Source organism: Acetobacterium bakii (genome assembly GCF_001263355.1).
GTDB lineage: Bacteria > Bacillota > Clostridia > Eubacteriales > Eubacteriaceae > Acetobacterium > Acetobacterium bakii.
This window is the reverse complement of the sequence record NZ_LGYO01000022.1, coordinates 66,136-79,386: the sequence shown is the minus strand read 5'-3', so window position 1 is coordinate 79,386 and position 13,251 is coordinate 66,136. Positions and strand designations below refer to the sequence as shown.

Below are 13,251 nucleotides of genomic sequence, written 5' to 3'. Positions count from 1 at the left end.
TCGTCTAATACAATAAACTAAACCAATGAGGTGAAAACTATGCCCATAAAAATACCCAATGACTTGCCCGCAAGTCAAATTCTAACGAACGAAAACATCTTTGTGATGGATGCCGCCCGGGCCAGCCACCAGGATATCCGACCCTTAAAAATTGCCATTTTAAATCTTATGCCCACAAAAATTTCTACCGAAACCCAGCTGCTGCGCTTATTGGGAAACAGTCCCCTGCAGACCGAGGTCACGCTTCTGCAAATGAAAAGCCATGAAAGCAAAAACACCTCAGCTGAACATCTGGACTCTTTCTATTGCTTTTTTGATGATGTTCGTAATGAACGCTTTGATGGTCTTATCATTACCGGCGCTCCCATCGAAATGCTGGATTTTGAGGCAGTGGACTATTGGGCAGAGTTGGTTGAAATTATGGATTGGAGCAAAACCAACGCCTTTTCAACTATGCATATCTGCTGGGGTGCCCAGGCTGGACTCTATCATCATTATGGGATCCCTAAATATGAGCTTCCCCAAAAAGCGTTTGGTGTTTTTGAACATCACCTCGAACAAAAATTTGTCAAGCTTTTTCGTGGCTTCGATGATCTCTTTTATGTTCCCCATTCCCGTCATACCGGGATCCAGCGCAAACTTATCGATAAGCATCCTGACTTGGAGCTCATGGCCTCTTCCGATGAGGCCGGGGTTTACATTATCACGGCCCAGCAAGGGCGACAAATCTTTGTTACCGGACACAGCGAATATGACCCCGAAACCCTTAAGAGCGAATATGATCGTGATATCAGCCAGGGAAAAACCATTAATATTCCCAACAACTATTATCCTGATGACGATCCCACAAAGCCGCCAATTGTGCGCTGGCGTGGTCATGCCAATCTTTTGTTTAGTAATTGGCTTAACTATTACGTTTACCAGGAAACACCATATGAACTATCAAAAGCTGAATTTTAACCTAAAAAGAACCAATAAACCTTTGTTATCACGACAAAGTTTATTGGTTCTTTTATTGGTGATCATATCTTAAATCTAATAGGCAACATCAATAGGGGTTGAATGTCAGATACTAGATAAGATAGTTTTTACTAATATCATCTTTTCCATAAACGCCCCATTTTTCTAATGCAACGGCCAGTTCTTTATTTTCTTTAGCAGCCTCTTCTAAATCAATGCCATTCATACAGGCATCGATGGCTTGTCTGAATGCTTTAGCACCTTTTATCGGCCCATCTGGATAACCATGAATTGCTGCCCCAACACCCAATAAGCAATCATTTCCTGTTCGATCAAGAATTACGGGTACTAAACCTTCAACAACTCCGCCACCCATAAATGGCATTGAAGTATTCATATCATATAAATCTCCGGTACAGGCAATAACTCTGGAAATATATTTGTTTTCGAGATTATCAAATTTACCCCAGGGTGATTCAATTAAAATGATGTCAGCACCGCACATCCGGGTTAATTTTGTCAATACTACTGAGCTTACCCCTTGATATTTACCGACTGATTGAGCTCCGCCGTAGCAGCAATGTGCCAGAATTGGAACATTGACTCTTGGATCTTCCGCTAAATCTCTAAGTGCTGACAAACCAATTCCAAAAACGTCTACCATGATAGCGTTAGCGCCTGCTGCAATCGCTCGCAATGCATTATCTTTAAGTCTCGAAACTTCATCGGTGATGTTAACCGTATAAAGTGTTTTTTCGCCTTTTACAGCATCTGCTTTTGCAGCCGCTGCCATATTCATTTTTACGCGGTCTTCAAGTTTGTTAAATGCTCTGTCTCCGCCGATTAGTTCATCATCTTTAACAATATCAACCCCGCCGACTGCGGCATCATAAAATAATTCTGCGCCAACTTCTGGTGAATACCCTGTACAAGGCTTAATCATGTTGTTTAATAAAGGTCTGTCATAAACACCTAAAAGATCTCTGATTCCTTTGATACCAAATTTCGGTCCTTTGAATTTTTTTACAAAGTTTTTAGGGAAATCAACATCTAAAAGTTTTAAATAAGGCATTGACATAATATTTCCAGTTACGGTAGCAAAGAATAAGGGCAGATTATCGTCAACATTTATTACTGGGAAACCGATTCTCATGATAAAAAATCTCATATCGCCTTCAGATAGGGTTTTGTCAAGATCCTTTTTCAATTCAAAATCTGGTACTTCGTATACACCAATTGTTTTGGCGGCATATTTTTCTCTTATTTCATCTGTTTCACAGGCAACGTCTGCCCATGAACCGGTTGTTTGTTCAATACCAATACTTGCTGCTTTTAAAATAGGATCTTCATCCTGTTCCGCTCCAACTAAATAAGTTGCCACGATTAAGTTTTCAATATCTGCGCCTTCATAAAGTTTGTTCAATACATTACCATACAGTCTATTCATTTTTTCCTCCATTATTTAAAACAATTTTTAATCTGGTGTACTAACGTTTTAACTACCACTTTTGTTATAAATTTTTCTCGCAATGGCCATTGCTCTTACCCTTGAAACCATTGTAGTACGTCTTGGGATTAATAACAATATGGAAAATATTTTCACTCTATTCCTGATTATATGGCCGCATGAAACCAAAAAACCCTAACTGATTCCGAATCTGCGTCCCTTTTTACCGCATGTTCAACTCCTGCCGGAACAATAAACGCCGTTTCCGGCTCAAGCTTAAATTCCTGATCCCCAACCTTTGCCCATCCGGTTCCTTCCAGGACAAGAAAACCTTCCTGATCCTCATGGATCTGTGAATCCGGATACTCTGTTTTGATATGACGGCTTATCCCTGTTTTGCATCCGGCAACGCAGCCATTTTCTTCATTGACTAAATATTGGCTTGTATAATCGGGCCTTTGGGTAACCTTAACATCTTTTAAGCGCACATAATACTTCATATTAGTATTCCTTTCCTACGTTAAGAGGCTTTTTCAATATTTCTGGTGCATACTAAATCAACACCGGTTCCCGCGAGATTTGACATCACAACATCGCCTACCTTTACCGGTGATTCAATTTCAAGTTTGCTGATCAGCTTCATGATTTCAAATATTTTTTCCTTATTTACCGGTTCTTTTGTCTTTACGGGCACAAAAGGCAAATAACCGGATTTTAGTTTAACGGTGGTTGTAATAATTCTTTTGGGTTGTGTAAACTCATTTTCAGCATACTCCAGGCCTATTTTGCATCCGTAATCAGCAATCTCATGAATTGTCTTTCCAACGTGCTCTATTCTCAAACTGCACCCTTTGGGGCAACCAATGCAGATTATTTTCTTTTCTTCCATAGCTTTTCCACCTCCATCTTTATTCTGCTTGTTCCTTTGAAATCGAGATATTAATCGTGGATGTATCTTTAGTCACAAATTTCCTTGGCAAATTGAATGTAACCATTGTTCCTGGTTCCACAATCGACTTTGAAAGGTTTAATAATATATTCTCGAAATTATCTTTTACTACTAATTTAACATCCTCATCCGGATTTTTCACCCGCAAGAAAAACTTAACTACTTTCCCCTGATTATTTAATGCATCAATATGCTGTGGGACAACATATCCAATGTTGTTATCGTGGGTAATCTCCACATTCTTTTCTTCTTCATTGGTTTTATTGGTGATCAGAGCAGCTGCTGCCTGGCCGGCAATTTCAGCCTCTTGTGTTACATTATCAACCAGATCATGGACGTGCAGTACATTTCCACAGGCAAAGACCCATGGGATATTCGTGATCCGTTTTTCATTGACCACTGGCCCTCTGGTAACTTTGTCCATTTCACATCCCAAATTATTGGATAGTTCATTTTCCGGTATTAATCCTACTGAAAGCAGCAGGGTATCGCAACTAACATATTGCTCCGTTCCTTCTATGGGTTTAAGATTTTTATCAACCGCTGCAATGGTAACACCTTCCAATCTTTCTTTTCCATGAATCTCAATAATTGAGTGACTTAATAGCAGGGGAATTCCAAAATCGTCAAGACATTGTACTTTGTTGCGAATTAACCCGGTCGAATAAGGCATCAGCTCAATCACGCCTTTGACATTCACCCCTTCTAAGGTTAACCGTCTTGCCATAATGAGTCCGATATCTCCTGATCCCAATATTACCACTTCTTTTCCTGGGATATAGCCTTCCAGATTAACATAGCTTTGAGCAGTTCCGGCAGTCATAATTCCTGCCGGGCGGCTTCCCGGTATGGTAATTGCTCCACGGGTTCTTTCTCGACAACCCATTGCTAATATCACGGCCTTTGTTTCTACTGCAAACATGCCATCTTTTTTATTAACACCAATAATCTGATGTCCTTCTAATATTTCCATGACCATGGTTCCTAATTTTACATCGATGTCAGAATTTTCAACTTCTGCAATAAACCGACTAGCATATTCTGGTCCGGTCAATTCTTCTTTAAAATATTGCAGGCCAAATCCGTTATGGATGCATTGATTCAAAATTCCACCTAAATAAGGAGCTCTTTCACAGATGAGTATTTTCTCCACACCATTTTTTCTTGCTTCTAAGGCTGCTGCAAGCCCAGCTGGACCGCCACCGACAACGACTAAATCATATACTAATTTTTTCATAATTTATATCTCCTTCTTCTAGAGATAATTCCTTATTCTTAAAAGCTAATACAAAGGATTTATTTCCTTTTTGGGTCACTTCAAGTGGGGTAATTCCCAATTCTTTGCTTAAAATATTCAGAACTTTAGGTCCACAGAAACCCCCTTGACAACGTCCCATGCCTGCTCTGACCCGGCGTTTAATGGCATCCATATTGGTTGCCGGAATAGGTCGGTGAATCGCATTTATTATTTCGCCCATGCTGATTGACTCACATCGACAGACGATTTCACCAAAATCCGGATTCTGCTCAATCAAAGCGGTTCTTTCTTCGTAGGATAAATCCGCCAGAGATACTGGCGCCTGGCGCCCTTTTTCATAGTTTGCTTTTGGCGAAAAGTCCAAATCGACGTCTAATTCTCTTATTAAACCTTCAACCATGGTTGCTATTGCCGGTGCAGAGGTTAACCCGGGCGATTGTATTCCTGCCACATTAATGAATCCCTTGACTGTTTTAGCCGGTTCGATAATAAAGTCTTCACTGGTGCTTGCTGCTCTTAATCCTGTAAAAGCAGTAATAACATCACCCATTCTAGGAAGTTCCGGGAATAAATGTGAAATAGCATTTATGTAAATTTCATTTAATGCTTTTGATGTGGTGCCTAAATCGGTTTTGTCCTCAATTGTCTCGGCGTTGGAGCCGGCTAATATATTGCCATCAATAGTTGGTACAACAATCATACCTTTAGAAACCTTTGTTGGTGCCGAATAGATTGTATGCGTTAATATCTTGCCCCACTTTTTATCATACAGAAAATATTGGCCTTTTCTTGGTTTAATATCAAAATCAATTTCTTCAACCATACTCGCTATTTTATCTGCATATAAACCTGCAGCATTTATTATAACTCGGGCTGCTATATCGCCTTTGTTAGTTTTAACACCTTTAACAGTTTTATTTTCGATGATAATATCCAGCACTTCTGTTTCCAGCATCACCGTTGTCCCGTTAAGCACGGCATTTTCAGCAAGCGCAACGGTATATTCAAAGGGATTAATAATTCCCGTTTCTGGCTCGAACAGACCATATTTTGCTTCTGGATTCAGATGCGGTTCCATTTCATGGAGCTCTTTTTGGTTGAGTAATTTCATTCCTTTTATGCCATTTTTAGCACCATTTTCAAAGGTTTTTTTCATTTTTTCTAAATCGGTTTCGTCGAATCCTACGGTGATTGAACCCAATGGTTTTACATACCCCACACTTAAATCATCACACAATTCCCTGATCACTTTGTTTGCTGCCAAAGCTAACTTACCTTTTAACTTATCACCGTCAATATTAAATCCACTATGAATCATGGCAGAGTTTGCTTTGCTGGTTCCCATGCAAACATCACTTGCTTTTTCAACCAGGATAATATCCATATTATACTTTGCCAGCTGATGTGCAATGGAAGCTCCAATGACACCGCCGCCAATTATTAAAATATCTGTTTTCATGGTGTTCCTCCATACTTAATTTATTATGTGTTTGGGGTGTACGCGCACTAGGAAGGTGCGAGCACACCCCAAATAATGAGTTTTATTTACAATCTAATCTATTTATCATTTGCCCAGGAAAGATTTGCTCTTATCGCACGTTTCCATCCATCATAGAGTTCAGTTTGTGATGCTTCTTCCATTTTTGGCTTGAATACTTTATTTACCGTTCTCTTTTGAACAATTTCATCCTGATCTTTCCAGAAGCCAACTGCCAAACCTGCTAAATATGCAACGCCGGCAGCAGTAGTTTCAGTATTATCCGGTCTTTCAATCTCTACATTAGCAATATCTGCGGTAAACTGCATCAATAAATTATTATTACAGGCTCCCCCATCCACTTTTAGAATAGATAACCGTTCTCCTAAATCTTCTGAAAACGCATCAAACATATCTCTGGTCTGATAACCTAATGATTCAAGAACTGCTCTAATAATATTGTTTTTGGTTGTCCCTCTTTCAATTCCAACGATCGACGCTCTGGCATAGGAATTCCAATAAGGTGCGCATAAACCGGTAAATGCTGGAATGAAATAAACGCCACAACTTTTTTCTTTAGTTTTTAAGGCAAAATATTCAGAATCCGGAGATTCATCAAGCATATCCATCTCATCACGTAACCATTGAATTGCTGAACCTGCTGAGAAGGCCACGGCTTCCAAAAGATATTCAACTTTACCATTAAGTCCCCAACCGATGGTTGTTGTCAATCCATTGTTTGATAAGAATGGTTTCTCACCAATATTCACTGTCATAACTCCAGCTGTGCCATAGGTAAATTTGGCCATTCCTTTTTTGAAGCAACATTGACCAAAGGTTGCTGCCTGTTGATCTCCGGCATCACCGGTAATGGGTATTTCACGCTTGAAGATCTTAGCAGTTTTCCCAAAAAGTCCGCTGCTTTCCTGCACTTTTGGCAACATGCTTGCAGGTACATCCAGGAGTTTCAATAAATCTTCATCCCATTTCAGATCATGAATGTTATACATCAATGTTCTGGAAGCATTGCTGTAATCGGTAGCGTGGGTTTTCCCGCCGGTCAGGTTCCACATAATCCAGGTGTCGACGTTTCCAAAAATAAGATCGCCTTTTTCAGCTCTTTCCCTTGCGCCTTCAACATTGTCAAGTATCCATTTAACTTTTGTGCCTGAAAAATATGAGTCAATCATCAATCCCGTTTTGTTTCTAACCACTGCTTCAATTTCAGGATCATCTGCCTTCAATTGATCACAATATTCTGCGGTTCTTCTATCCTGCCATACAATGGCGTTATAAACCGGTACTCCTGTATTTTTATCCCATACAATAGATGTTTCACGCTGATTAGTAATACCGATTGCAATGATTTCTTCTTCTTTAATATTGGCCTTGAGCATTGCTTTTTCGATCACTTCAATGGTAACTGACCACATTTCCATTGGATCTTGTTCAACCCATCCTGATTTTGGGTAGAATTGGCTGAATTCTTTTGCAAATACACTGACAATATCTCCATCATGATTAAAGAAAATTGCTCGAATACTGGTAGTCCCCTGATCGATACTTAAAATATACTCCTTCATCCGTCTTTACCACCTTTTCATTTATTAAAAATGCAATGATTAGCATTTTTTCCATTTTAGATTTTCGTGTTATTTTCTTTTTCAAACAGCTCCATAATTGCCCGGCCAAGTGCATAATCTATAATAAGAACATCCACCAGCTTACCCTTTAATACCGAATAAACAGTATGAGCTTTGCTTTCATCAGATGCAATGGTTATTTTTGTCTTAATTTTCTTGAACTTTTCTAAATCGATGGCGATGGTCCGATCTCTTAACTCACCACCACATTCTTCCCCTCGTTCATTAATAAACCTTAGGGCAATATCTCCATAAACATTTTCCTTCTGTAGCTCAATGAATTCTTTTTCTGTTAAATAATCACGGCCGGCCAATACTGAATTTACTTCAGGATACATTGACCCAATACCATTAATCGAAATTGTCACCTCATCAAACATATCGAAAACAACCTTCGTGTTTTTTTCATTTTTAATGAAATCGGTTATTTTTTTACTGCTCATTAAAGCTTCGGTCAAAAGGTAATACTGCCTTCCTCCGAAGGCCATGGCCATTCGTGATGTCAGCGTTCTCACATCCAATTCATGATCACAGAATGCGATGCTCCCATGCAGCGTTACAAAAGCTGCATCAACTTTTTGACAGGGGTTTAAATAATGGATCAGATAGTACATCGTGGAGCCCCAGGTGATTCCCAATACATCATCCTTGGTAATAATTCTCTGCAGGTAGCGAGCACCTTCCAGCGCCACAAGCTTCTTAACCGCTTCAGCCGTATTTTCCTCATTGTCTACATGGCTGACAAAACCATTTGGTGCAATAATAACATCCTTTAACCCAAAAGTTTTAAGGAGTTTTTCTTCAAGATACATGCACTCAATATAAGGATCTCTAATGACAAACTCAACAATTTTTTCTTCTCTTGCTTTCTTAATTAACCGCGAAACCGTGGTTATTGAGATATTCATTTTTTCTGCTATTTCAATTTGTGGAATATTCTTAATGTAGTATAAATATGCTGCTTTCAAAATTGCGAAATTCGATTGATTATATACTTCAGGTTCCATATTCACCCTTCTTTTTTTTCTGCTTAAAAAGCATTATTTTGTACAATAACTAAATTTATTAATGACAACAGTATACGTTTTCAATTTATCTTTTTCATACGCAATTTTGGGAGTGGTTTAAAACTTCTGTGTTCTTTCTTCAATAATTATACTTCCACCCTCATTTATTAACAATAGTGAAAATATTTTCATTGCGAACTGTTGTACGAAAATAAAAAGCATAGTACTCATGAGTACTATGCTTTTTATTTAGCAAACCAGACTATCTCAATTTTTTATTCCGTATAAAACAATTATTATTGAATCACAAATTCGGTAACCGTATCGGGATCCTCTCTGTCATCAATATAAATTTCAACAGAATAGTTGCCAGGTACCGTTGTCAGTTCCGCGGGCAGATAACTGAAAACCGGTGCATCGCTCACATCTTCATTGGAAATGGTGACGCTGTCAATTACTTCGTTTTCAATATACCATACAAAGGTAATTTGTGTATCTTCCGGTGCATTTTTCATATCCGCCACAACATAAACAATTGAATTAACAGGAAATTCAGTCAGGTCATCAACCGGTTGATAATTGTCGTCAATCCCGGTTGTCATCACCGGATTGCTGATGTTGGCTGTCGAAGCACTGCAGCTTGCTCCCATGAACAGTACTGAAAGCATTAATACAGATATTGCCAATACATAGCCAGTCAGTTTTTTCTTTTTCATCTTCTTTTCCTCCTAATATTTTTATTTATGAAGCTAAAACTATGTTTAGCTTCATATGACTCATTTACAATCCTGATTGGATTATAACAGCGCTTAGAAAGCAAATTTTAAAGATTTAAAAAAACAAAGCCGATGAATTTTGTTTTCCATATTGTTTAAGCCCGGGAAGGCAACTCCCGGCCATGCAGTTCCTTCATAACCCCAAAGTAACGGTAGGTGATTTTTTCAATAAGAGCAATGATATCTTCAACCGATTCTATTTCGTCCCGTTTCATAATCAATGCATCAGCAATCAGCAGTGACAGCCGCCGGGCGCAATTACGGCTGGCGGGATTCTGTAACACATCGAAATCCGGCAACGGAACAATGCTGCCGACCCGGCTCACAATCTGGCAGCCGGTGAATCCGCAGACCTCTTTAATATAATTTTTAAGCAGATAGTCCCGATATTCGGTATACTCCCGATACATTGGTTTGGCATCCCTGTCCCAGCACTCGCAGTAAATCCGCTGGTATTCGTTGATCATATCCCGGAGATATCCCAGAATTTCTTTACGGTAGGTCTTACGAGAGGCTTTGGTCCCCTCCGGATGATGATACCAGGCAATGTACTCGTAGATAAGGTTCCCGGCCAGATAACCCGTATCCGAGGATGTGGGGCCCATAAAAGGATACTCCATATCGATGATTTTCATTTCGTTTTCGTCGATCATGATGTTTGATGTATGAAGATCGCCATGAACGATACACTCGCTTTTTTTCATAAATATCCCCCGGAGCTTTAGCAGTTCAACCCTTAGCTCCCGTTTGTCCCAAAGCAAATCGCTCATGGCAATGTGATTGGGGTCTCCCACAACCGGTTCGTGGGGGAGATCCTCGATAAACGACTCTCTTAAAAAAAGAATGGTTTCCATGATAACCCGCATTTCGGGGTTCATAAATTTAGCTTCGAGGGCTTTATGGGCGACCTGATCCAGATATATTTCAGAGGTGTAAAAATTCGATTTGGCCAGAAACTCCCCGATTTGGCTGGGGAATTTTGGAAACGATTTCCCCTTGGTTAATTCAAAGCGCATGATTTTCAAGCGACCGCAGTCTTCATAGATAAACAGATTATTGGCCGGGTCAATGTGATACATTTCCGGTAAATATTCCGGGGTGATGGCGGTTCTTAACTTAATAATTTCTGATTCTATTTGATTGCGCATGGTGGTCAATAATGCGGTTTCGCCAAAAACTTTCAAATAGGGCTTTGCCTGTTTTAGGATCACTGATTTTCCGGTTTCATCCCAAACACGATAAACATGGTTAACAAAACCATCCCCATCATCTTCGCCACCGCCGATTTCGTAAACCTCAAGGGTTGTATCCCCAGGAAAGATATCCGTATATGCTTTTATATATTCAATTACTTTTTTTGGTGTTAAGTCTCTGTAGGCCATGGTTTACCTCGCCTTTTTCTTACTCTTTTGAGCTATATTGACTGATTATATCACCATCTTAAGTTAAAATAAATGAACTAATTATTTCATACATAGGAATATTTTGTCTGGTTTTTCTGGATATTATTACACCTTTAGCCGATCATAGGCATCAAAAGCTGTTTTTCGCGTCAGCAGAAGGGAAAGATGGATACTGAAATAACGGGAAATTAAAATGGCCGCCATAATGACAATCTGATAGACAATGGCCGTCATCGGCATGGATCCCCCCAGAATCTGACCGGTCATCATCCCCGGGAGGGACACCAGGCCGATGGTTTCGGTGGAGGCAATCATCGGATTGAGACAGGCGACAACCCCTTCCTTATACCAAGGCAAGGTGGCCTCCCATTGATTCGCTGACAAACCCAACCGGTAATCATATTGCCGTTCATTTTTTCTTAAGCCATTGTAAAAAGTATTAACGCCGATGATGTTGCCACTGAGGCTGTTGCCCAAAAGCATTCCCATCAGTGGAATATAATACTGGGCATCAAAAATGTTATCCAAACCAATGACAAACTGGTTAATAAAAAGAATCATCACAATATTGGGGATGCCAAAACCCAGTAAAATAGATATAAACTGATCTTTTATGGTTAAACCACAGGTTTTTACCGTGGAAAGCGCAGCTGCCACAATCATAAAAAGGATGTACCCTGTATTAATCCATGGGTTATTAAAGAGAAAAATATACTGCAGAAAGAAGCCCACCAGCACTAACTGGATGGTCATTCTAAATAGGGCATAAATAAGCCGTTTATTAAGCGTTATCCCCATTTTATAATTGATGATCACGATGGGGATCATAAAAAGAACTAAATATAGCGGGGTGTAAAAAGGTATTTGTTCAACGCCCATTACCAGATCACCTCCCGGAGTCCCTTGTTTTTGTAAATCTCATCATGGGAAACAATGAGCATAGTTCTTTCATAGGTCAGCAACACCTCAACGATTTTCTTTTTGAGTTCCGCATCCAGACCCGTGGTGATTTCATCAAGAACCCAAATGTCCCGGTCCAGAAGGATCCCCATAATCAAGGCCAGCCGCTGGCGCTCGCCGCCGGAAATACAATCGACCTGCTGTTCGAGAATATCCGGCATCAGCGAAAATTCATTCAGCCATTTCAGCAGCATACCCTTTTCATAATTCAGGTGCCGATTTGCCCGGTAACCAAACACCTCATCAAATACTTCGGCCACAATCCCCTTGGGAAGATCAGCATCCTGGCTCACGTAGGTAATATCTTTGCGAATGGTGTTGATGGTTTCGCCGGACAATTTTATGCCATTGACCATAATCAAACCGGAATCCGGCACAATAAAACCCAACAGCATTTTAACCAGAGTTGTCTTTCCCTGACCCGACGCAGCTGAAAACAGCACCTTTTCATTCTTATTTATTTCAAGATTGAAATTTGAGAAAAGAATCCTTTCCTCAAATTTTAAATTAATATTTCGATATTCGATCAGAGCCATGAAACTTCTGCTTTTTTTCGGGGTACGGTGCGTTGGTATTTCGCATCCGGATAACCCATCACCAGACAGGCAATAACCTCTTTACTGTCATCAATGCCTAAAAAGCTCTTTATTTTGGGATTGCCGTTGGCTGCTCTCACAAAGAAACCACTGAAAAACATGCCCAGGCCCTGGGCCGATGTCATCAGCTCCATGGATGAAGCCGCTAAGCCCCCATCGATAGAGGAGTCTGAAACCACTAAAACAATGGCTCTGGCATTGAAAAATAGATTTGTAGGCAATTCCGGGTTTTTAAGATAATCCTCATACATTTTCATCCAGCGCTTTGCATAAAACCTGAACAACGGATTTTTATTGGTGGTATCGTCTAAAATATTTTTCCCCAGCCGATTTAAGCCTTCAAGCCCCAGTCCGGTAAGGTTTTTGATTTCATCCTGAACCACAATATACGATACCGGCTGACGATTGCTCCCGGTGGGAGTGAACCGTCCTGCTTCAATAATCTGTTGGATTTTTTCTTTTTCAATGGGCTGATCTTTAAATTTGCGGACCGAACGTCTGAACTTTATGAAGTTTAATAAGTTTTCTGGTGGCACCTCAAAGGTTTTTGCATCATACTCTTTGACTTCAGTCATATCGTAATCAGAAATACTTGCTGCATTCACCGGACAAATGGCAATGCAATGTCCGCATTTTATACAGGTTTTATTTGTTGCCACTGCTTTTTCATCTTTCATAATTAGATCATTGGGAAAACAATCCGCAACACACAATCCGCAGCCAATACACTTTTCCTGATCAATTGATACCATCTTTTCTCGCTTTCTTATTCGTC

The 13,251-nt window shown here is 39.9% G+C and carries 13 protein-coding genes; 1 reads left to right on the top strand and 12 read right to left on the bottom strand.

The genetic code is table 11. The features are described from left to right. Positions 1–39 precede the first annotated feature (39 nt). Complete coding sequence (gene metA, locus AKG39_RS09270) at positions 40–960, top strand: homoserine O-acetyltransferase MetA (RefSeq protein ID WP_050740111.1); 921 nt, start codon at positions 40–42, stop codon at positions 958–960. Between the two features lie 112 nt (positions 961–1,072). Here metA and AKG39_RS09265 read toward each other — a convergent pair whose 3' ends face one another. From AKG39_RS09265 to AKG39_RS09210, 12 genes are all read right to left on the bottom strand, one after another. Next, on the bottom strand, positions 1,073–2,419 hold the full coding sequence (locus AKG39_RS09265) for a RuBisCO large subunit C-terminal-like domain-containing protein (protein WP_050740110.1): 1,347 nt from the start codon (positions 2,417–2,419) through the stop codon (positions 1,073–1,075). A 155-nt stretch (positions 2,420–2,574) separates the two neighbouring features. Beyond that, complete coding sequence (locus tag AKG39_RS09260) at positions 2,575–2,907, bottom strand: cupin domain-containing protein (protein WP_050740109.1); 333 nt, start codon at positions 2,905–2,907, stop codon at positions 2,575–2,577. A 20-nt stretch (positions 2,908–2,927) separates the two neighbouring features. Beyond that, entirely contained in the window at positions 2,928–3,296 is a 369-nt protein-coding gene (locus tag AKG39_RS09255; RefSeq protein ID WP_050740108.1) for a DUF1667 domain-containing protein, read from the bottom strand. 19 nt (positions 3,297–3,315) lie between these two features. After that, positions 3,316–4,593: an NAD(P)/FAD-dependent oxidoreductase gene (locus AKG39_RS09250; protein WP_050740107.1), complete on the bottom strand. Its 1,278-nt coding sequence runs from the start codon at positions 4,591–4,593 to the stop codon at positions 3,316–3,318. After that, the gene (locus AKG39_RS09245) at positions 4,574–6,073 is read right to left on the bottom strand and encodes an NAD(P)/FAD-dependent oxidoreductase (protein ID WP_050740106.1); all 1,500 of its coding nucleotides are present in this window, start codon (positions 6,071–6,073) and stop codon (positions 4,574–4,576) included. The genes AKG39_RS09250 and AKG39_RS09245 overlap by 20 nt, the downstream gene beginning before the upstream one ends. Before the next feature lie 98 nt (positions 6,074–6,171). Then, positions 6,172–7,674: a glycerol kinase GlpK gene (glpK, locus tag AKG39_RS09240; protein WP_050740105.1), complete on the bottom strand. Its 1,503-nt coding sequence runs from the start codon at positions 7,672–7,674 to the stop codon at positions 6,172–6,174. A gap of 56 nt (positions 7,675–7,730) precedes the next feature. Beyond that, positions 7,731–8,741 carry a sugar-binding transcriptional regulator gene (locus tag AKG39_RS09235; RefSeq protein WP_050740104.1) on the bottom strand — a complete coding sequence of 337 codons (1,011 nt, stop codon included), beginning with the start codon at positions 8,739–8,741 and terminating at the stop codon, positions 7,731–7,733. A gap of 296 nt (positions 8,742–9,037) precedes the next feature. Then, a complete protein-coding gene (locus tag AKG39_RS09230) occupies positions 9,038–9,457 on the bottom strand; it encodes a hypothetical protein (RefSeq protein ID WP_050740103.1) in 420 nt (139 codons plus the stop codon). A 155-nt stretch (positions 9,458–9,612) separates the two neighbouring features. Then, the gene (gene mtnK, locus AKG39_RS09225; RefSeq protein ID WP_050740102.1) at positions 9,613–10,899 is read right to left on the bottom strand and encodes an S-methyl-5-thioribose kinase; all 1,287 of its coding nucleotides are present in this window, start codon (positions 10,897–10,899) and stop codon (positions 9,613–9,615) included. Between the two features lie 126 nt (positions 10,900–11,025). After that, complete coding sequence (locus AKG39_RS09220; protein ID WP_050740101.1) at positions 11,026–11,799, bottom strand: ABC transporter permease; 774 nt, start codon at positions 11,797–11,799, stop codon at positions 11,026–11,028. After that, positions 11,799–12,416 (bottom strand): ABC transporter ATP-binding protein, encoded by a 618-nt coding sequence (locus AKG39_RS09215; RefSeq protein WP_050740100.1) that lies wholly within the window; start codon positions 12,414–12,416, stop codon positions 11,799–11,801. The genes AKG39_RS09220 and AKG39_RS09215 overlap by 1 nt, the downstream gene beginning before the upstream one ends. Continuing rightward, entirely contained in the window at positions 12,407–13,228 is an 822-nt protein-coding gene (locus AKG39_RS09210; RefSeq protein WP_050740099.1) for a nitroreductase family protein, read from the bottom strand. The genes AKG39_RS09215 and AKG39_RS09210 overlap by 10 nt, the downstream gene beginning before the upstream one ends. Positions 13,229–13,251 lie beyond the last annotated feature (23 nt).

What these genes read in the sequence shown, in the direction of transcription:
- metA (WP_050740111.1), top strand. Translation starts at nt 40, where the DNA reads ATGCCCATAAAAATACCCAATGACTTGCCCGCAAGTCAAATTCTAACG.
- AKG39_RS09265 (WP_050740110.1), bottom strand. Translation starts at nt 2,419, where the DNA reads ATGGAGGAAAAAATGAATAGACTGTATGGTAATGTATTGAACAAACTT.
- AKG39_RS09260 (WP_050740109.1), bottom strand. Translation starts at nt 2,907, where the DNA reads ATGAAGTATTATGTGCGCTTAAAAGATGTTAAGGTTACCCAAAGGCCC.
- AKG39_RS09255 (WP_050740108.1), bottom strand. Translation starts at nt 3,296, where the DNA reads ATGGAAGAAAAGAAAATAATCTGCATTGGTTGCCCCAAAGGGTGCAGT.
- AKG39_RS09250 (WP_050740107.1), bottom strand. Translation starts at nt 4,593, where the DNA reads ATGAAAAAATTAGTATATGATTTAGTCGTTGTCGGTGGCGGTCCAGCT.
- AKG39_RS09245 (WP_050740106.1), bottom strand. Translation starts at nt 6,073, where the DNA reads ATGAAAACAGATATTTTAATAATTGGCGGCGGTGTCATTGGAGCTTCC.
- glpK (WP_050740105.1), bottom strand. Translation starts at nt 7,674, where the DNA reads ATGAAGGAGTATATTTTAAGTATCGATCAGGGGACTACCAGTATTCGA.
- AKG39_RS09235 (WP_050740104.1), bottom strand. Translation starts at nt 8,741, where the DNA reads ATGGAACCTGAAGTATATAATCAATCGAATTTCGCAATTTTGAAAGCA.
- AKG39_RS09230 (WP_050740103.1), bottom strand. Translation starts at nt 9,457, where the DNA reads ATGAAAAAGAAAAAACTGACTGGCTATGTATTGGCAATATCTGTATTA.
- mtnK (WP_050740102.1), bottom strand. Translation starts at nt 10,899, where the DNA reads ATGGCCTACAGAGACTTAACACCAAAAAAAGTAATTGAATATATAAAA.
- AKG39_RS09220 (WP_050740101.1), bottom strand. Translation starts at nt 11,799, where the DNA reads ATGGGCGTTGAACAAATACCTTTTTACACCCCGCTATATTTAGTTCTT.
- AKG39_RS09215 (WP_050740100.1), bottom strand. Translation starts at nt 12,416, where the DNA reads ATGGCTCTGATCGAATATCGAAATATTAATTTAAAATTTGAGGAAAGG.
- AKG39_RS09210 (WP_050740099.1), bottom strand. Translation starts at nt 13,228, where the DNA reads ATGGTATCAATTGATCAGGAAAAGTGTATTGGCTGCGGATTGTGTGTT.